The organism is Geitlerinema sp. PCC 9228 (assembly GCF_001870905.1).
In the GTDB taxonomy this organism is placed as follows: Bacteria; Cyanobacteriota; Cyanobacteriia; order Cyanobacteriales; family PCC-9228; genus PCC-9228.
In genome coordinates, this window is the sequence record NZ_LNDC01000021.1 from 16,693 (window position 1) to 36,642 (window position 19,950).

Genomic DNA, 19,950 nt, shown 5'->3' on the forward strand with positions numbered 1-19,950 from the left:
ATGGTAAATATGGAAAAGGAAGTCCTGGATGGTAACGGTTTCACCGACGACACCGCACCATCTCCTTCTCATGAAGAACTTCCCCAATTAAAAATTGTTAGCTTATTTCCCAATCCTACTGGCGACGAAAGCAAATTTGAATCCGCCGATATGATAAATCTTGGTAAACAAGATGTGGATTTATCCGGTTGGAAACTTCGAGATGCTGCCAACAAAAATTGCTTTTTGGACGATTTGGGTACAATTTTATCAAATGAAATTGTTCAAATTCAACGTCAAAACCAAGATATGGCTTTGCATAACGCAGGCGATACCATTTCTTTAATTGCTCCCAACGATAAAGTGGTCGATACAGTGCGTTATAACAAAACGCAGTCCGGCCGCGTATTTTTCTTTACTTCTCAATTTTAATTTTGCTTCCCAAAAGAAAACCACCGGATGTTGTGCACATCCGGTATCAATCAATGATAGAAAAAAAGTTCGCAGTCGAAGTGGAAAGGTGGTTACGTTAAATATTCCCGTCGTTTGCGCGTAAAGGCTATTCCCAAAACCCCCGCCACAAAACTGCCTAAAACAGTTGCCGGTCCAGGAACTGCTTGGGGAGCAGCTCCAAAAATTTGACCTCGAACCCCAGCGATTGTATTAATATTGGTACCCGTACCCGTCGTGGTATCGATACTTAAAATTTCGCCATTGCTGGTAAAACCAAATAAGTTCTCCTCCTGATAAGTCAAACCAAAAACATTGGGAAAACCAATTGCACCAATCTGAGTTTGGTTGCTACCATCAGAGTTAAACGAAAACAAAGTATTGTTTGTAGGATTGGCAGAAGTAGCAAAAAATTGGGTGCCGTCAAAAGCGATATCTCCGGAGGAGATAAATCCATCAATATTGCTAACGAGGATGGCATTTCCTGTTTCCAAGTCAATGCGGTAAAAACCACTGCCGCCAGTAGCAAACAAGTTACCAGAGTCGTCAAATCCTAACCCATTCAGGACATTCAGGAAAAGACCTGTATTGCCAATCAAGTTTGTGGAAGCATCTTCTAAGTTAATGCTATACAAATCTCCATTACCAGTAATACCAAAACCCAATGTAGGGTTGTCTACGGCAATGTCAAAAAAAGGTTCTGTATTGCCAATAGAGGTAAACGTTCCTGTATCCGTATCCACGATTCCAAAATCGCCAGTGTTGCTGCCTAAAAAACTAGTTACAGCTGCAGCTGGTGAAGGAAAGCAAAGGAAAACTCCCGTTCCGCTAGTCACCGCTAGGAGGGAGATGGTCTTGATGTTTAAAACCATAATAAACCTCAAATGGTACTGAATGAAACTCAATCGAATGTTGCCGCGTATCTAGTTGGCTTCGATACCAAGTATTGGTTGAAACTGCGGTTCTTTTTCAGGCATGGTGCTGTTTATTTTTGTTGTTATTTCCGACAAACGGTAAGCAATGCCTCGGTATTTGAATTCAGTAGAACCGAGATTTAAAATCGCGATCGCATGGGGATGTTTTTCCCAGGCAATGCCGCGATATTTTCCAGCAAGTGGTTTGCTTTCTACCTCAACCTGAGAAGCAACTTGATAGCGGATACCCCTGTAGATTAAGTTCATTGATTTCCCCGTAAAAACAGTGCATTTTTGAAACTAGACTGCCAAGTTTTTTGGCAATCTGTTATGATTCAATTTTGCCTACTTTTCTTTCGCAGAAGACCTGCGATCGCTAGAAATAGGTGAGCCAAATATGCCAACTACAAAGACACAAGCCATTACATATTTTGGAAAAACTCATTGCCACAACCGCCTTGCTGGCTAGCAACAACGGTCCGTTTTCCCTTGAGAAACCAACAATTGAGTTTTTGGCCTATTGCTTTTTGTAGAAGCATACAAGTTCTCCTAAGGCAAAATCTCATAACTTGTGGTAATTTCGTATCCCATGTAGGATTGTTTATAGCTTAGACAACAGGTTCTACCAGCGAACAGATCGGTTTCGATCGCTTTGGAGATTGCCAAACTGGCCTTGACAAGACGCGATCGCTTTGTTAAGCATAAAAAAAAAGCGCTAGCAGCGCTTCCTTAAAAAACTTAGAAAAACATGAGTAAAGTAGAGCGAAACCAGCAAATATTGTTTCTGAGACAGTTTTTCGTTTTATATATTGCAGAATTTTATAAAAATGGTACAGATTAACAGTTTTGTTCCATCCAAGCCACACATTGCTGCATTTGCTGTGCTATGGTTTTGCGATCGCTGTGAAAGCGGCGACCGTGACCGGGTAACACCCATTCAAAAGAGTAGTTGGCAAGTTCCCGCATAGATTCGATCTGTTTTTCCCAACAATACCAACACAGGCGACGGAAAGCAAAGAGATGTTGCAAATTTGGCGACCAAGCTAGATGGTCTCCAGAAAACAGAAATTTATTGTTGTAGAGCAACACCGTATGTCCCCGCGTGTGTCCGGGAACGGGTATAATGAACAAATCCGGTGCCAGTTGCACTGGCTCGGAACCCGACAGAGGAATCTCCACATCGCTGGTGTTGTTTGTGATATCATCTTCGTGGAGAATGCGATCGCAACCGAAGCGATCGTGAAACTTCTGATGGTCTGCCACATCGTCGCGATGGGTTAAGTACAAATACCGAACCCCTCCCAAAGCTTCCAAACGTTTGACCAAAGGCGCAGCAAATCGCGGCGAATCCACCAAAATATTGCCGTCTTCCCGCCGAATCAAATAACTCGCTGCTCCAAACGAGGATTCGGCATGATATCCACAATGATACACATTGTCAGCAACGGGCAGCGGAAATTCTTGCTGAATTTTTTTAATATCCGACGGCGGTTCCACCGTACCAATGGATGCTGTAGGACAGGATAGCAGAGCTTCCACAGCCGCCTGGCGTTCTTCCTCTGTTTCCGGTTGGTGGTAAACCGCAGACTGGTCGCCATCTTGATGGAAGACACTGGGTGCCATCCACCGACAAGTATCGCAGTCGATACAACTTGAATCTACATAAAAATCGCCTTCTACGTTTTCCGAACGCCGTCGTTTTAGAGTAGCCATATTTCAAACTTGACTTTCAACAGGATATTTTCATTGTCACGTTTTTCCGAAAAACCTGACAACGCCGGCAACTCTGTAGAAATACTTACAATAAAACGCTGTACGGAAAAAGCGATCGCGTCATTCCAACCTATAAAATAACCAATAGCAATCCCCTACGGATACAAAGGCAAACTCAAACAAAATCCCGGTACAACATTTTCACCGGATAGTTCCGCCGGCAAATCTCGCACTTCCACACCTGTTTCCGAACAGTAAATTTCCACTTGTTGCTGTTGGGGATTGATGAGCCATGCCAACTTGACCCCAGCATCGAGGTATTCTGCCATTTTCTCGCGCAACATCGCCAAATCGTCACTTACCGATCGCAATTCCATGACAAAATCTGGGGCAATGGGTGGAAACTTTTGTTTTTGTTCGGGGGTCAGTGCTTCCCAACGCTGCTTTTCAATCCAAGCCACATCGGGAGAACGAGCTGCGCCATTTGGAAGTTTAAAGATGGTGGAAGAACTGAACGTATAACCCAGTTGGGTTTGCCGATTCCACAAAACCAAATCTGCAATTAAATCGGCTTCTCGATGGCTGCTTTCTCCTCCCACAGGGGGCATAATTAGTAAATCTCCCTTGGCAGTTCGCTCGAATCGCAACTCCTGGTTGTTCTGACATAGTTGCTCGAATTGTTCGTCTGTCAGATGAACCGTATCTACGTGTAATGTCAAAGTCTCCATCAGCTATTTCCGAAAAAACAACAGCAACGGGAGAATCATTCACTGCGGACAACAAACATTTTGCGATCGCTTATTTTCAATTGTACCGGATAACTCGCCATTACCTCCCAAACAAAACGGTTCCAATACCTTTCCAAGGGTCGCCGACAAGTGGTGTACTTGCTATACTAGCTACGAGTCAAATTTTCCATTTCCCATGAGCCAGGACCAACGGAACCAGCTAGAGAATATTGCGGTAGATGGCAGCGGTAACACCATTACCTTTGCCCCCGTGCAAACCACCATCGAAACCCAAATCCTGCAAATTTCGGCGCGGGAAATTACCCAGCGAGAACTCATCAAACATTCTCCCTATCAAGGGTTAAAACGCTTCAATACCAAAGATCGCGATCGCTTTTTTGGGCGAGATAAACTCATTCAACAGTTGCTCAACAGCATCAATCGCAACCGCTTGATTTTGGTAACTGGTGCTTCTGGCAGTGGCAAATCCTCCGTTATTCGAGCCGGCGTGATTCCAGAACTGCGGAAATCATTGGCAAGCGAAGAATTTTACGATTGCTAGCAATGACGGCAAGGTACGATTGTGGACAGAATGGAAAACAGGAGACGAACTGATACAACAGTACCTCCATCCTGAAAGGTGGAACCATTTAACCGTTTGCAAACCTTAACTGTCCCTACCATCCAACCCAACCAGGAGGAATTACGATTATGTCTCAAGTAGAAACCGTTTTAAACATGCTGAAGCCGATTGTTCCCTCCATGTCGGCAGCGGAAAAATCGCAGTTGCTGGAGGAACTCAAGAAATTATTGGAAGATAGCAGTTCTTCTAGCGACAATGCCGGTCAAAACCAGTCCAATACCGTCAGTGGTGTCAGCTTTGACGGTGGCGGCAACAATGCTATGAACTTCTCGCCAGTGCAAAACTCCGGTGGCAATGTGGATGTTTCCCCCAATTTTCAGCAAACCACATCTTCTGGGGAGACTCAAGAACTGGTGCAAGCTTTGCAGCAGTTGAAACGAAACATCAACGAAACCCCCGATTTGAATCCTTTGCTGAAAGATGCGGCACAGCAACAGGCGGAGAAGCTGGAACAGGAGGTGCAAAAGTCGCAACCGGATACCAGTTTGATTGAGAAAACAGTGAAAACCCTACAGGAAGGATTGCAAGGCGTACAGACGCTGGCAAAACCGACGCAAGAAGTCGCCAAGTTGGTCGGTAGCCTGTGTGGTATTGCTTTATGATTTGGTACCGACCCCTGTTTTCTGGTCAGGAGAACGATATTTTGTGGGTTTTGTTAGACTCTTTTGAAATCGAGCGATCGCTTTTTGCCACCTTGACCAATAAGGGCAAGCATAGGGGCTTGCCCCTACAAGAAAATTTTGTGCTTAACTAGCTTAACTATGGGGTTCTCCAAATAAGACCAACGAACAGGTTAACTCCTTAATGACTTGCGTGGTAACGTCGCTCACCGACAACCCACCAGCCGTACGCCGGCGTACCGATCGCAGAACCACCATATCCACCGATTTCGCCACTTCTAAAATCACTGGTGCTGCCTCATCCCCAGGAATGGTCTTGATGCTGGTGGTACCGCTAAAGGACACTTGTGAAAAAGCATGGGACATCTCTTTCTCAAAAGCATCAATCTGTTCTTCTGGTGTGCGGCGATCGCACACGTGTAACAAAATAACTTCCGCCTGGTTACTGTCGGCAAACAACTGGGCAAATCGCACCGCACGTATCGCTTGCGGCGTTAAATTCTTCACCGGTACCAAAATCCGATGGATATTCACCGGGTCGTCCAACAACCGTACCATCGCCACCGGACAATGAGCCGACCAGAAAACGCTATCCACCACCGTACCAAACAAGCGTGCCCGTAAGCCTGTGGTTTCGCTCCATCCCATCAAAATCAGACTGGCATTGGTTTCCCTGGCCGTACGGCTGATCCCATGGGCCACATCATCGTCAATGCGAATTTCCCCAGAAGCCGGTACCTGAAACTCCCGACTCACATGCACGGCGCGATCGAGCAACTGCTGGCTGCGTCGCAAGGAAGCATTCAACAAAGGTTCGTCCATGTGGACCTGAGCCATCACCACCGATAGGGGAATCACCGTTCCCGCCTCATGCTGTGCCAGCAATGCCCCCATTTCTACCAAAAATCGCTCTGTCAGCGGGTTGCACACCGGTACCACCACCGAAAATCCGGCCGGTTCGCTATCCAGGGCGATCGCTTCATCATCTTCTTGAGACTCCCACCAAATGGTACCGTCTTCTTTTTCAAATCCCTGCACCGGCAACTCTAACTTGCTCGCAAATCTTGCCGTCAGCACAGGACCCGCCAGAGCAGTCACTAACATCAGTACAATAACACTATTGAACATTTCCGCACTAATCAAGCGATCGCCATTGGGGGCAACAGCTTCGTAAGCCGCCAACGCCGCCGCCAGGGTTGCCGCCACCTGGGGAATTGACAGCGACCACATGGTCAGCATCTCCTGCCAGTTGTAGCGATAGACCAGCTTCGCCAAAAACGACGCTGCCAACTTACTGACAAATAACAACGTCACCACCGCCACCGGCAAAGCCAGAGAACTCTGCAACGTACTAATAAACGCCGACACATTCAGCAACAGCCCCATAGACACAAAAAAGATAGGAATAAACAGGACACTGCCCACAAACTCCACCTTTTCCTTCACCGGACCGTCGCCAACCACATCGTTTACCGCCAGTCCTGCTAAAAACGCCCCCACAATTTTATCCACATGAATCAGTTCCGCCCCCATGGAAGCCAAAAATACCGCCAGCAGCACGAATAAAAACTGATTTCCCTCATCATCTCCCGTACGCTGGAAATACGATTTCCCCGCTTTGTCCAATCCATACAAAACGACAATCGCATAAATGCCCAACGACACCAACTGTATCACCAGCGACATCAAAGAAAATTCACCAGCGTGCACCGATACGCAAATAGCCAAAACCAGCAAAGCAGCAATATCCGTAAAAATCGTTGCCCCAATCGTCACCACCACTGGTTCGCTTTCTGCCACGCCTAGCCGTTTCACAATGGGATAGCCCAACAACGTGTGAGAAGCCAGCAACGACCCCATCAAAACCGCACCGTTCCAGCTGAAACCAAACAACTTCCCCACCAGCATGCCACCCAGTAAAGGCAGCAAGAACGTAGCGGCACCAAAGCCTAAAGAGCGGTTTTTCTTCTTGCGGAACTCCTCCAGGTCAATTTCCAATCCCGCCACAAACATCAAATAAATTTTGCCAATATCCGAGAGGAGTTTAGTCGTTTCCGATTTCGCATCCAGCAACTGCAAGCCATCTTGACCCAAAACCACGCCAGCCAGCAGCAACCCCACCAATCCCGGAAGCCGCAACCGCTCAAAAATGGGGGGTACGATCAGAATAACCAGCAGTAGGATGGTAAAAGAAACGACAGGGCTGTTGGGTAAGTTACTCAGAATTTGTTCCATGAAAGCGTTCCAAGAATAGGACGTATTCGGGGCATGGGAACCTGCTAGGGACAAAACCCCCCCATGGTTGCCCAAATGGTCGGGACAATCTGCCGTATTTGCCCACAATTGTATGGACAAGCCCCCGTACTTGCGCAAAATGAGAGCATCAGAGTATGGGGGCTTCCACTGGGCGTTTTATTGCTAATATTTCTAATATAATCGTTTTCCGAAAAATTTTGTACTTGCCAGACAGCACGAAACTACCCGTGCATTTTACCTTGATAACCTGCAAGATTGGCTGTTTTGGTATCGCGAAAAACAATTGAATGATTTTTTTCTTCCTATAATAAATTCTGATGTTTCTTTCTAAAGAGAGCGATCGCCTTCAATTTCCCACCCCACCTACACTCCATCACCCCGCACATCCTTTCAACACCCAACCCAACACAACCCCCAATCCGCCAAAACGCACCACTTGCCAAAACGGTTCTTTCACACTGTGCCAGCCAAACAAATCGCTTTCCAACCGCAACTGCAACGTTTCGATTTGCGACTGGATGCGTCTTAACTCTGCTTTTACCTCCTGTTTTTCGGCATCGCCCAGATTGCCTTTCAATTCCCTTTTCAACGCTTGCCGGCGTTGCTGCAACTCCACCTGTTGCTGGCTATCCTGCCGCACCTGATAGTAGCGTTCTTGTAACCGCTGCAGCTGTGCTTCCACCGCCGACAACGCTTCGGGAAAATCGAGTTCCTCAATATCGCCATCGCCATGGGATGGGTTATCTGGTTCGCGAGAAGGAGGTTCGCAAGGAGAAGTCATGGAAAAATTCCTGCAATAGCTGTCAGAATAAACAATTAAATACAGCAGACGAACTATATTTTTGGCAATTCCTATGACTCAATCTACACCAATGCCCACCGACCGTCTAGAAAATCCCACATCAGCCGCCTTACAATCCTACAGTACCGAAGAACTAACCCAGGCTTTGGTAGAACGCCTGAGCATTACCAACAGCGACTGGCACAAACTCAAAGGCAACCGCAAAGCCCGGGCTAAGGAACAAGCCGCAACTGCCTTGATGCTTCTGCTCAAAGACCAACCAGAAGCCGCCCTGGAAAGGTTACAGCAAGCCACCGGCTGGTTGGATGGTTCCATTTCCGCCCCACCGTGTCCTACCCACGGTCATCATCGGGCAAAATAGAATGCATGGGAGCGTACCGAGCGTGGGAGCTTGGGAGCTTGGGAGCTTGGGAGCTTGGGAGCTTGGGAGCTTGGGAGCTTGGGAGATATAATTGGTTGTTTTCTCCGACGCCCCGATGCTCCGACGCCCCGATGCTCCGACGCCCCGACGCCCCGAAGCCCCGATGCTCCGATACCAAAACCTCACCGCCGCGACTGCCAGCTACGCAAATCGTAGCCAAACAAACTGGGGTCGATTTCTTGCAAATTGACATCATCTAAGCCGTATTCCGACCAACGCCGGTCTACCATCGCCGCTACGTCTGGGTCGGATTCGGTGGGTTCCCCCCATTCGTGTTCTGTTTCTGGGGGAACTTTTGTGGTGGCATCGATGCCCATTCTGCCGCCCAAGCCAATTTTCTCGCTGGCAAAATCCAAACTATCGAAGGGCGTATTTTCCAAGACAAACACATCGCGGCTGGGATCTACTTTAGAAGATATCGCCCAAACCACCTGACGGGGGTCGCGAATGTTAATATCTTGGTCTACCACAATGACAAATTTGGTATAGGTAAACTGCGGCAGGGCACTCCAAAACGCCAACGCTGCCCGACGGGCTTGCCCTGGATAGGCTTTTTTAATGGAAATAATCGCCGCCTTGTAGCTGAGGGATTCCATGGGTAGGAAAAAGTCTACAATTTCCGATACCTGTTCCCGTAAAATAGGTGTATAAATGCGATTGAGTGCGATCGCGAGCATTGCTTCTTCTTTAGGAGGACGACCGCTAAAGGTAGTTAAATAAATCGGGTCTTTACGGTGGGTCATGCAGTGGAAGCGAATCAAAGGGGCATCTTCCACCCCGCCATAGTAGCCCATGTGGTCGCCAAAAGGACCGTCGGGCATGGTTTCGCCAGGGGTAATGGTTCCTTCTAGGATCAATTCAGCATCGGCAGGTACTTCCAAATCCAAGGTTTTGCATTTGGCAAGCTTGACCCCAGAACCGCCGTACAATCCAGCAAACAACCACTCCGACAAATCCACCGGAATCGGCGTTGCCGCCGCCATCACCAATAACGGATCGATGCCTAAAGCAATGGCAATTTCCAGCTTTTGCCCGTTTTCTGCTGCTTTTCGCAGGTGTCTCGCCCCGCCGCGAACCGACAGCCAATGAACGGTCATGGTATTGTGGGATTGCAGTTGCAGGCGATAAACGCCCACATTCGGGGTTCCCGTTTCGCAATCTTTGGTCATCACCAGCCCCAGGGTAATAATTTTGCCAGCATCGTTGGGATAGGGGCGAATTAAGGGCAAATCGTGTAAATTCAACTCGTCTCCTTCCACCACCACTTGCTGGCAGGGAGGGAAGAAATTGCGACCTGGTTTGGCTTTGAGAACATCAAACAGAACTTTGCCAAAATCCACCGCCTGGGAAATCTTTTTGGGAGGCTTGGGTTGTTGCAGCATCGCCAGCTTTTTCCCCAATTCCTCCAACTCGGCGGGTTCTGACATGTTCATTGCCCAGCAAATGCGTTCTTCGGTTCCCAACAGGTTAATGGCAACTGGGTGATTGGACCCTTTCACGTTTTCAAAGAGCAATGCCGGTCCGCCACCTTTTAACATGCGATCGGAAATTTCGGCAATTTCTAAATCTGGGTCTACGAGGGCAGAAATCCGCCGCAACTGCCCTTTGTCTTCTAATTGTTTTAAAAATCCCCGTAAATCTCTGGCCATAGTTAAGATACGTAAAGTTTTGCCTTTCTACATTATGCGCTAAAATAGCTTTGCAGGCATCGTTGGCATTTGGGTATGGCGTCGTTCCATTGGGAAAGTTTCCTGATATGCTAATTGGTAGGCGCACCTAAACTGCTTTTGAACGGCCCCTTCTATGTCTGAAAACGGTTTGCCCCCCACAGCAGTGACAGCCAATTCCGGTTCTTCTTTTGCTTCCCAATTCCCCAATGGTGGATACAGCCAGAGCGAGGCAATGCTATCCCCCTACCAGCATTTGAGTCGGTATCTGTACCATGCTATTGCCCAAATCCACAGCTACTATCCCCGCTGGTTGAAGGAAAAATACCGCTGCTACGATTGGAAAAGCGATCGCATGGCCACCAAGGTTACCGAAAAACTCGCTACGAAACTCCAACCCGCCCAAGATACCGACACTGCCATTGCAACCATTCTCGATATTTTCCAGTTTTTCTTTATTCCCCGCTTTTTTCTTTCTCCCCAATTTGCTGGGTTGCTTGCCGAACTGCGACAGGTTCTCGCGACGTACCCCCATTTGCAACTACCGCTGACACCCTTTACCCCTACCCAAACAGCTTCTCCCCCATCCACCAACGGCACTACCAAAACCGACAATATTGCTCTGTTGCTTTTGGATGCAGAAAATTTTCAAATTTCTCTGGAAGAAGAACAGTTTCTCAATGAAATTTGCCGGCATACTATTCACGTGAAAATTGCTTTTGCCCACTGGCAGGGGATGGGGAAAAAGGATGTGGAATTGCACAAACAGGGGTATCAGTTAATTCACGTTCCTTCCGGGAAAGACAGTGCCGATGTCAAAATGGCTTCGGTGGGTGCATCAATTTTTCTGCAATATCCCAACGCCCAAGAAATTTTTGTTTGCTCTTGCGATGGGGCGTTAACCCATCTTTCCAATACCCTGAACTCCCACGGTCTGACGGTTTACCAGGTACAAAAACAAGGAAAAACCATCGCGGTTTACAATAGCAAAACTGGAGAACATCACAGCAAATCCTGGGAAAAACATCCCGATATCGATACGCCGCAAAAATATTTACAAAATATTGGGGAAATTGTGCGGGAACTGCAAGAGAAAAAACAACAGCAGTGGGTGGCTTTAACTGCGATCGCGGAAACATTTTCCCATCGGTATAAGATATCTATGGAAGCGATGGGCAATCGCTATTTTCCCCAGGAAAATCTATTGCAAGTACTGTCCAAATACGCCCATTATTTGGTAGTTTACCAGCCTGTTGGCGACCCAGATGCCTACGTAACGTTTTTTGAACCAACTGGCGGAGAAACCTTTTCTCAAAACGGTCAAACGCCTTCCTCCCCGCTTTCCAGCCAACCTTCTCATTCCCAGGAAACACTTTCCTCAGCCCAGGAATTGGAGAAAAAACTACAAAGATGCTGGCATGCTTTGGAGAAAAAACAACCAGGCAAACCCATTACCCCTGGAAAATTAGGCATTGAATTTCGCGATCGCTATGGAGAAAAACCCACTACAGTGATTTTACGATTGGGAGTTGCTAGTAGCTTGCAGAAATTTTTAGCCCAGTGTCCCAGTTTTATTTTATACTCGGGCACCAAAGAGTATTACGTAGCGATCGCAGCCACCCATCATATCAAATCCCCCGCGGCTTTGGAAAGTATATTGGTGGATTTGTGCCGCCAACTCATCCAAACCCGTTGCCAACCGCAGTTTCCCAAAATTGACCTGAGTACCCTCGCTGCCGCGTTCAACAAACAATATCAGCTTCCCCTCTCTCAAATTCTCAAAGGTCTCAATTTGCCTACCAGTCTCCCCCGCTACCTGCAATCTTGCGATCGTCTTTTGATTGAAAAATATGGCAAAAGCTATCTCATTTCCCTAAAATAATCCTATTTCTGAAAAACAATGATTTTCTGGGATTCTCCAATTTTCCTGATAGGGACGCTTATCGGAACGCCCCTACCAACAGAACTATCCCGATTATTTATTGCAAACTTTTAGGAAAATGGTATTAGAACAAGCTCGATGGTCCCCTATTGTTTCATTTTGCGCTGACGGTAGTAATATCGCAACGTCACTATTTTTTGCTTGAGCGAACGGCCAATTTGTTTTAACTGCTGTAATTGGTGGTGGAGGCGAGTAGCGCGGGCGGTCGCATCTCGCTTGTGTTCCAATGCCGAACGAGCTAAACTTTCTTCGTGTTTTTTTAATGCCAAAGCCGCCTTTTCTTGCCAAGTATCGACTTGATGTAAAGCTTCTTCATATTCAGCATTTAATTTCTTTTCCGCCACAACAGCATGGCCATAGGCTTGCTCGAAAAGCGCCAAAGCTGTTTTTGGATCGTCGGTGTTCAAACCACGCTGAATTAGATCGGAAAGACCGTAAACCCCAATGAGGCTTAATCCCGTCACCCCACCCAAAACGGCACCTCCCATAACCCCAGCCACGCCGCCAACAAAACCGCTACCCAACAAAGCCGCCAAATCACGAATTTGCTCGCTATTCTGTTGACCGATTTTGCACCAGGTAACGAAATGTTCGCAATTGTTGCTCACAATATTATATTTTTTCTCCCCCAAGCGACTTTCTGCTCTTTGTACCACCCTATCCGGCGGATAGCTATCGCGGTATTTTTTCACAAACAATGGGTTGCCTTTGCGAAATTCCTCCAAATCCATACGACGAACGCCATGGATGCGAGAATATTCGATAACAGTACCATCCCCGCAATCGATCGCGTGGTGGTCGTACAATCCCCGATGTTGGTCTACAAAAATATGATCGCCTCGGGCCATAAGTGCGAGCTATCCAATTCATTAGCTTGGTTCCTTTTCTAGGATAGCTTTTTCCCAAGCATTTGGCGGCACATCTAGGAAATTTTACAAAAAAAGAACCAGCCATGGGGGATTATGCTTCGTTTTCCAATTTTCCCGATTTCCAACTATCCGATGCTGGGTAGAGAATGGGAGAGGGTTGCGACGCCACTTGCGATGGGGAAGGTTTCATGGTCGCGATCGCACTTTTGATGGTAGCGGCGACGGGAACAGCAATCAAGACCCCCAAATACCCAGCTACCTGCACCCCCACCATCAGGGAAAACAACACTACAATTGGGTTTAAGCCGGTCAAACTGCCCAACAAACGGGGAGTCACCGTATTCTCAATCAGTTGGTCCACCAGCAAAGCGATCGCCAATACTTTAATCCCCAGCCAAAAACTTTTCAACGCCAACAGAAAACTCACCGCAAAAATACTCAAAATAGCACAAAAAGGAATCAACCCCATAAGGCCAATTCCCAAACTAAACAGCAACGCAAAAGGCACGTTGAGCAACAAAAATATGGGAATCATAGAAAGACCAATGGCACTTGCCAAAGTCACCTGATTGACCACGTAGCTGTTGAAATTTTGACCAAGTAAGTCCAAAATGCGATCGCCCCGTTCGCTGGAAAACAAAGCATGCGTTAAATTGTGGAGAAACGTCGGTCCAAAGATGGCAAAGAAAACCGTAAGCACACCAATAAAAACAATTTGGAACAAATTATTAATCGTCCCGAGGGCAAAATTGGGCAAACCAATTAAAAACGCCTGCAACTCATTTTTCAACTTCGACTTGATCGCGGTATTCCAAGCCTCAACATCAGTCTCGAAACTGCTCGTATTCAGATCGATCCAATTAAAAACAGCTTGAAATTGGAGATTTGCTGACTCGATCCAACTTGGCAGTCGGTTGACCAGCTTGTTAAACTCCCCTGCCAGTACCGGAATTCCTAAAATCGCGCCCGTCACCAACAGCGAAACCACCACCAAAAAGACCAGCAACACCGCATAACCTCGCCGAATCCCGTACTTTTCCAGCAGTTGTACTGGATAGTTCAACAAAAACGCCAACAATGCCGCAGCAATAAACGAGGTAATCAACGTTTGAAAATAATCAATCACGACCAGCATCACCCAACCATTGAGCACGATGAGGGGGAAAATTAGTAAAAATACAAGCCAGCCTGGTATGCGATTGTTCAACTCCATAAACCTCATTTGTCATTGAAAAACAACAAATAGCCAATCCCCTCCAAGATAAAAGAAAATCCCCGATCGTGCAGAGTACTCGGAAACAAACCGGCAAATAGCGTACTCCGAACTAACCGCAGGTGTTTGCCAACCCCTACCCGACAGAAAACGCTTGCGCCCCAAGTTGTCTAGCCGACAGGCTACCATCTCCGAAATTCAAAAGCATTAATCGTATCAATCTTTTTCCATCTGCCCATCCATTTAGCTTCCCACCTGAGCGCCAAAATTTTGAAAAATTAAGAGCAAAATGGTTATAATGAATGGCAGTACCAAATCCGACTGGGTCCCTTTTGTAGGGGGTATGCACAGGGGCGCTATCCCTACATTTCTGTGGGTTGATGTATATCGGATTTGGTATCACTTCAAAACAGCCATTCCCTGCGGGCGTAATTCAGCGGTAGAATGTCGGCTTCCCAAGCCGGTCGTCGTGGGTTCGAATCCCATCGCCCGCTTTTCTCGGCCCCCCGGTAGTCGATCGCTTGCTCGATAGCGTAGGATGGAGGTAAGCCAAAACAGGTACGTACGTATACTCAAACACCACGATTTGGTTTTTATCCAAATGCCCAACTTGACCTGTATTTGTGGCGGTTTGTCCTGATTGAGTGAGATCCATGCTACTTCCCGGCGAAAGACAATCCGACCGGCTTTGGGAAAAATTACCGAAAGAAGCAAAAAAATGGGCAGAAAATCTTCCCTGGGAACAGAGGCGTTACGTTCTGTCTTTATGCCATCTTTTGCTCGCTTCACCACCCGATAAACAAGCAGAATTTCTAGACGAATACACGGCAGATGGCTTGGTTTCCCGGAGTTTGGCGGATTACGATACCAAACAAAAAGTGTTGCGCTACTTGCAATACTTCCAAATTAAAACTTCTTTGGAAGAATCGGTGATGCGCGATTATATCCGCCAATTTTACGTCCACTGTGCCCAAGATTTACACCGCCAGCCGGAATTGTATCTGAAGGTTGCCATTCGCCTGTTGAGCAGTACCCAAGAGTGCAACAACGCTTTTAACTATATTTTGGGGTTTGAAGTTTTTAAGATGCTGTTTCGCATGAGTTGGCTGCAGCACGAGCGTCTTTATTCTATCCAGAAAAATCAAGAAGAATTTTTGGAAAATTACATCAAACCCATTCAGCATACCCATAAAGTAAACGGGATTATCGTTCCCAAAGATGAAAAGATTTTCTTTGCCAAGCGGGATTATTTTGTGAAAGTTCCCAAAATCAAGGAACGAAAACTCATCGAACTGGTTATGGCTACGTTTACTGCTGAAGCTGTCACCAACTTTGGGTTTTCTTTAATTCGCCATCCCAATTCGATGCAATTTGATGCGGATTTTATTTATCGACCGGAAACGGAAAGAATCTTTTCCTAGGCGTTTCGTGTGGGGGGATAAGTTCCTGCTACGGCCGAGGCCCCTATTCAAGGTATAATGGGCGTTGGTCTATCAAGCAGCGGAGGTTTCAGTATGGGATATTCGATTGCGGTTGCCGACCACAACTTTGAAGAAGAAGTTTTGGCGAAGTCCAAAGAAATGCCGGTCATTGTTGATTTTTATGCAGATTGGTGCGGTCCTTGCAAAATGCTCTCGCCTTTGCTGGAGGAAATTGCCAGCGAATACGATTGCGTGGTCGCTAAGGTGGATGTGGATCAAAACCAACAGGTGGCGCAAGCCTACCAGGTACAGGGAATTCCCGATGTGAAGATTTTCCGCGATGGTGAGGTGATTGAGGGGTTTGTGGGAGTTTTACAAAGACCCCAATTGAGAGAGCTGTTAGCAAAGTGTAACATCAAATCTGCCATAGACGAAGCGATCGCGGCGGTGAAGCAACAGGAAGAGGCTGGTAAGGTCGAACAGGCCAAAACCGAATTTCTCCATTTGCTAGAAAAATATCCCCAAAACGCGCAAGTAACTCTAGAAGCAGCGAAACTGTTTGTACGAACCAACGAGTTGAATCAAGCCAAAGAAATTATTGATTCGGCCTCTAGCGACGATCGTAATTTGCTCGATGCCTTTAGTAGCATCAAAGCGTTGATTCATTTTCAAGAAGAATGCCAAAATGACAGCGGCGATAGCGAAGTGGCACAGTTGTATGCCCAAGCCTGCTGTCTGGCAGTGGCAGAAAAATACCAAGAGGCACTTGACAAATTTCTGCAAGTGGTATCCAAAGACCGGAAATTTAAAGATGATGGGGGACGCAAAGCCGCGATCGCGATTTTCAACCTACTAGGCAACGAACATCCCCTGACCGCAGAATACCGCCGCCACCTCACCTCGGTTTTGTATTAAGTTTCTGTTCTCCTGCGGGAAATTTTTTGGTTTCAAAAACCGCAACCACCGCACGCTTGGGGAAGGAACTGTGCCATGGTAGAGCCAGTCTGGCCACCTAATCTATCTATAGGGAGACTGGTATTTGTATGAGCAAAAAATGGTTTTTTATCGTTCCCAGTGCGGTGGTTTTTATGGCGGTTTTGGGGAAGGCCGCTCAAGTCACCGTTCGTACGGTTACTCCCCCTCCCCACACCACGACCGGAACCCCAAAAATGACGCCAACATCCTCTGCAGCAGCCAATGAAAGCAGCGATCGCCCCCCCAGCGGCTTGTACGTAAACACCAACGAAGGGCAACGCGCCGTTCCCCTCAAACATACGGAGGTCAACGCCCAAATATCCGGTCACGTTTCTCGGGTGGAAGTGACCCAACAGTTTGAAAATTCCTTTGCCAACCCCATCGAAGCGGTTTACGTTTTTCCCCTCCCTGACGCAGCAGCCGTCAGTGACATGGAGATTCAAATCGGCGATCGCATCATTCGCGGGGACATCAAAAAACGGGAAATTGCCAGAGAAATCTACGAACAAGCCAAACAGCAAGGTCGGACCACGGGGTTGTTAGAACAGGAACGGGCCAATATTTTTACCCAATCCATCGCCAATATCAAACCCGGAGAAAGCATCGAAGTGACCATCCGCTACACTGAGAGCTTGCCTTTTGAAAACGGCCAGTATAAATTTGTCTTTCCCATGGTGGTGGGTCCGCGATATATTTCTGACAGCGATCCGGTCGGCGATCGCGATCGCATTACCCCACCAGTCACCAAACCGGAGCGTCGTTCCGGTCACGATATCGATCTAAACTTAGAAATTGACGCCGGCATTCCCATTGGCGAGTTGGTTTCCACTTCCCACGACATCCAAACCCGCCGCCAGGGAAATACCGTGAAAATCAAACTTGCTGAGGAAGAAAGCATCCCCAATCGGGATTTTATTTTACGCTACCAGGTGGCCAGCGAACAAACCCAAACCACGGTTTTAAGCCAAGCCGACAGCCGCGGCGGTCATTTTGTTGCCTATTTAATTCCAGCGGTCGATTACGAACCGGAAGCCATTATTCCTAAAGATGTGGTGTTTTTGGTAGATACCTCGGGTTCCCAATCCGGCGCGCCTCTGCAACAGTCTAAAATGTTGATGCGGCGGTTTGTACGCGGGTTAAATCCGGAAGATACGTTTACGATGATTGATTTTGCCAATACGACACAAAAACTTGCTGCCTATCCCTTAGCGAATACGGCATCGAATCGCGATCGCGCTTTGGCATATATCAATAGCCTGCAAGGTGGTGGTGGTACGGAACTGCTGAATGGCATTGATGAGGTACTTTCGTTTCCCCCTCCAGAAGATGGCAGAGTGCGCAATATTGTGTTGCTGACGGATGGGTATATTGGCAACGAGACGAATGTTCTCGATCGCGTACAGCGGGGACTGGCAGCGGGAAATCGCCTTTACAGTATTGGTGTGGGCAGTTCTGTCAACCGATTTTTGCTCGACCGTTTGGCGGAGGTTGGCAGGGGAACCATGCAGGTGATTCGCCACGATGAATCCAGCGATCGCGTGGTGGAGAAGTTTTTCCAACAGATTAACAATCCCGTTTTAACCGATATTCAGGTTTCTTGGCAAGGAGAAGGCAGCGCCCAAATTTATCCGATCGCCGAACCGGATTTGTTTGCTTCGCAGCCGTTGGTTTTGTATGGCAAGCATCCCACCGCGCGCGATGGCAAGTTGGTGATTACCGGAGAGGATGCCCAGGGGAACCAATATCGCCGGGTTTTACCGGTGAATTTCCCCACCGATGGCGGCAATGATGCGATCGCGCAACTATGGGGTCGCGCCAAAATTAAGGAGTTGCAAAGCCAAATGTACGGGATGGAAACCACGTCTGGGGTAGAAGCGGTTACGGAGACGGCGCTTGCCTATCGCTTGCTTTCTAAGTATACGGCGTTTGTGGCGGTGAGCGAAGAAGTACGCGTCGAGGATGGCGAGTTGCAGCGGGTAGAAGTTCCGGTGGAAATGCCGGAAGGGGTGAGTTACGAAGGGGTGTTTGGACCGGCTTCACCGGAGAATGTTGCGAATTTCCGGGGAAGAGGCGCTGGCAATCGGCAATTGTCGGAAGCGGCTACTTCGGCAGCGCCTGCTTTGGAATCCCGCCGGCAAATGATACGTCCAACTGGCGATGTGACGGCAGACTCCCAACCAGCAAATACGATCGCGGTTTTGGAAGCCCCAGAATTGGATGCTGCTGCTAAGGAACGCCTCAACCGACTTTTGCGAAGTGTTTCGGTTGGCGAGGGAGTTCGCGGGGAAATGGTTTTGGTTTTTACTGTCCGCGACAATCGCGTGCAAAATGTGTTGTTAGATGATACTGAATCTACGGTGGTTTCTCGGTCGCTGTTCCAACAAATTCAGCAACGGCTGCAACGCTGGTCGCCGCCGGCGGAGGTTTCTGGAAAGGTTCGCGTGAAGTTACAAATTCAGGGGAATTCTTAACAAAAGTTTATTGACGAATAAACTAAAATATGCTATAAGCGGCGATCGCCAGCAAAATGGCTGCTAGGGCGATCCACACAAATCCGTTGTCTTTGGTGTTGACTTGGGACCAATCGACGGGTGGAGCAGATGTGGGCTTTTTCTTTTTGGGAGCAGCTTTTTTAACTGTGGAGGCGGCTGGCTGCATTTTGGCGTTGCTGTCTTCTAAGTTTTGCATGTCGGGAATTTGCACCAGCCACTCCGGACGTTTTTTCAGTCGGGGGGCTTCTAAAATATCCACCAAACCGCGGGCTTGTTTGCGGGTGTCCATGTCTGGGTGGCGCACCAGTTGCTTGCACAGTTTCAGAGCTTTGTCCCGCTCTCCAAGGGCTTCGTAAGCGGTAACCAACCAAATTTGGATGGAACCGCCTAGGCTGGATGGGGACTGGACGTACTGGCGGGCGGTTTCTAAATGTTTGATGGATTGCCGGTATTGACCGCGTTCAAAGGCGGCGCGCCCGGCTTGGTATTGCTGTTTGGCTTGTTCTAGGTGGTTCTCCCTGGCCATCGCGCGATCGCTTAACTTCCACTTTATGCAATGTAGCTGTTGGACAAAACCTTGGCAAGTGACCCGCCCCCAATACAACGTTTTGCAACATTTTGCGGAATTTTCCTTAAAAGGGGTTTACAAAAACCAACAAAGTGATTATTATAAAGAATAAGCCGCGCACGCAAATGCCGGTTTTTTTTAGAACCTCGATAATTGAATAGTTGTTCAGCAATTATAGGTAATTATGACCACTACCCTACAGCAACGCCAAAACGCGAATCTGTGGGAACGGTTCTGTGAGTGGGTCACCTCCACCAACAACCGCCTTTACATTGGC

At 47.7% G+C, this 19,950-nt stretch carries 19 protein-coding genes and 1 tRNA gene; 10 read left to right on the plus strand and 10 right to left on the minus strand.

Annotation, left to right across the window (positions count from 1 at the left end; all coding sequences use genetic code 11):
* A complete protein-coding gene (locus AS151_RS01610; RefSeq protein ID WP_170861275.1) occupies positions 1–411 on the plus strand; it encodes a lamin tail domain-containing protein in 411 nt (136 codons plus the stop codon).
* 92 nt (positions 412–503) lie between these two features.
* On the opposite strand, the gene AS151_RS01615 is transcribed toward AS151_RS01610, so the two are convergent.
* The 4 genes from AS151_RS01615 to AS151_RS01630 all read right to left on the minus strand — a co-directional run bounded on the left by AS151_RS01615 (position 504) and on the right by AS151_RS01630 (position 3,784).
* On the minus strand, positions 504–1,301 hold the full coding sequence (locus AS151_RS01615) for a hypothetical protein (RefSeq protein WP_139240433.1): 798 nt from the start codon (positions 1,299–1,301) through the stop codon (positions 504–506).
* A gap of 51 nt (positions 1,302–1,352) precedes the next feature.
* On the minus strand, positions 1,353–1,610 hold the full coding sequence (locus AS151_RS01620; protein ID WP_071515329.1) for a DUF4278 domain-containing protein: 258 nt from the start codon (positions 1,608–1,610) through the stop codon (positions 1,353–1,355).
* Positions 1,611–2,180: 570 nt separating this feature from the next.
* Entirely contained in the window at positions 2,181–3,056 is an 876-nt protein-coding gene (locus AS151_RS01625) for an MBL fold metallo-hydrolase (RefSeq protein WP_071515330.1), read from the minus strand.
* A gap of 155 nt (positions 3,057–3,211) precedes the next feature.
* Positions 3,212–3,784, minus strand: coding sequence for a Uma2 family endonuclease (locus AS151_RS01630; RefSeq protein WP_071515331.1), 573 nt, complete (start codon positions 3,782–3,784; stop codon positions 3,212–3,214).
* Between the two features lie 196 nt (positions 3,785–3,980).
* Between AS151_RS01630 and AS151_RS01635 the strand changes: the two genes are divergently transcribed.
* The 3 genes from AS151_RS01635 to AS151_RS21845 all read left to right on the plus strand — a co-directional run bounded on the left by AS151_RS01635 (position 3,981) and on the right by AS151_RS21845 (position 5,181).
* A complete protein-coding gene (locus AS151_RS01635; protein WP_071515332.1) occupies positions 3,981–4,346 on the plus strand; it encodes an ATP-binding protein in 366 nt (121 codons plus the stop codon).
* Between the two features lie 149 nt (positions 4,347–4,495).
* Complete coding sequence (locus AS151_RS01640; protein WP_071515333.1) at positions 4,496–5,029, plus strand: hypothetical protein; 534 nt, start codon at positions 4,496–4,498, stop codon at positions 5,027–5,029.
* Positions 5,026–5,181, plus strand: a complete 156-nt coding sequence (locus tag AS151_RS21845) for a hypothetical protein (RefSeq protein ID WP_170861276.1) — start codon at positions 5,026–5,028, stop codon at positions 5,179–5,181. The genes AS151_RS01640 and AS151_RS21845 overlap by 4 nt, the downstream gene beginning before the upstream one ends.
* A gap of 1 nt (position 5,182) precedes the next feature.
* On the opposite strand, the gene AS151_RS01645 is transcribed toward AS151_RS21845, so the two are convergent.
* Together AS151_RS01645 and AS151_RS01650 are read right to left on the minus strand one after the other, a co-directional pair.
* A complete protein-coding gene (locus tag AS151_RS01645; protein WP_071515346.1) occupies positions 5,183–7,282 on the minus strand; it encodes a cation:proton antiporter in 2,100 nt (699 codons plus the stop codon).
* A gap of 394 nt (positions 7,283–7,676) precedes the next feature.
* Positions 7,677–8,084 (minus strand): hypothetical protein, encoded by a 408-nt coding sequence (locus AS151_RS01650; RefSeq protein WP_071515334.1) that lies wholly within the window; start codon positions 8,082–8,084, stop codon positions 7,677–7,679.
* Positions 8,085–8,157: 73 nt separating this feature from the next.
* Here AS151_RS01650 and AS151_RS01655 point away from each other — a divergent pair, with 73 nt between their 5' ends.
* Complete coding sequence (locus AS151_RS01655; protein ID WP_071515335.1) at positions 8,158–8,466, plus strand: DUF6439 family protein; 309 nt, start codon at positions 8,158–8,160, stop codon at positions 8,464–8,466.
* 182 nt (positions 8,467–8,648) lie between these two features.
* Here AS151_RS01655 and AS151_RS01660 read toward each other — a convergent pair whose 3' ends face one another.
* Positions 8,649–10,175: a UbiD family decarboxylase gene (locus AS151_RS01660; RefSeq protein ID WP_071515336.1), complete on the minus strand. Its 1,527-nt coding sequence runs from the start codon at positions 10,173–10,175 to the stop codon at positions 8,649–8,651.
* Positions 10,176–10,329: 154 nt separating this feature from the next.
* Here AS151_RS01660 and AS151_RS01665 point away from each other — a divergent pair, with 154 nt between their 5' ends.
* Entirely contained in the window at positions 10,330–12,075 is a 1,746-nt protein-coding gene (locus AS151_RS01665; RefSeq protein WP_071515337.1) for an NYN domain-containing protein, read from the plus strand.
* Between the two features lie 146 nt (positions 12,076–12,221).
* On the opposite strand, the gene AS151_RS01670 is transcribed toward AS151_RS01665, so the two are convergent.
* Both AS151_RS01670 and AS151_RS01675 read right to left on the minus strand, forming a co-directional pair.
* Positions 12,222–12,983 (minus strand): lecithin retinol acyltransferase family protein, encoded by a 762-nt coding sequence (locus AS151_RS01670; protein WP_071515338.1) that lies wholly within the window; start codon positions 12,981–12,983, stop codon positions 12,222–12,224.
* Between the two features lie 112 nt (positions 12,984–13,095).
* The gene (locus tag AS151_RS01675; RefSeq protein WP_170861277.1) at positions 13,096–14,217 is read right to left on the minus strand and encodes an AI-2E family transporter; all 1,122 of its coding nucleotides are present in this window, start codon (positions 14,215–14,217) and stop codon (positions 13,096–13,098) included.
* 422 nt (positions 14,218–14,639) lie between these two features.
* On the opposite strand from AS151_RS01675, the gene AS151_RS01680 reads away from it, so the two are divergent.
* The 4 genes from AS151_RS01680 (at position 14,640) to AS151_RS01695 (ending at position 19,084) form a co-directional block, all read left to right on the plus strand.
* A tRNA-Gly gene (locus AS151_RS01680) sits at positions 14,640–14,711 on the plus strand.
* Between the two features lie 159 nt (positions 14,712–14,870).
* Entirely contained in the window at positions 14,871–15,638 is a 768-nt protein-coding gene (locus tag AS151_RS01685; RefSeq protein WP_071515340.1) for a cobyrinic acid a,c-diamide synthase, read from the plus strand.
* 93 nt (positions 15,639–15,731) lie between these two features.
* A complete protein-coding gene (trxA, locus tag AS151_RS01690) occupies positions 15,732–16,553 on the plus strand; it encodes a thioredoxin (protein ID WP_071515341.1) in 822 nt (273 codons plus the stop codon).
* Between the two features lie 128 nt (positions 16,554–16,681).
* Positions 16,682–19,084: a VIT domain-containing protein gene (locus AS151_RS01695; RefSeq protein WP_071515342.1), complete on the plus strand. Its 2,403-nt coding sequence runs from the start codon at positions 16,682–16,684 to the stop codon at positions 19,082–19,084.
* A 22-nt stretch (positions 19,085–19,106) separates the two neighbouring features.
* On the opposite strand, the gene AS151_RS01700 is transcribed toward AS151_RS01695, so the two are convergent.
* Entirely contained in the window at positions 19,107–19,631 is a 525-nt protein-coding gene (locus AS151_RS01700) for a hypothetical protein (RefSeq protein ID WP_071515343.1), read from the minus strand.
* Between the last annotated feature and the right edge of the window lie 319 nt (positions 19,632–19,950).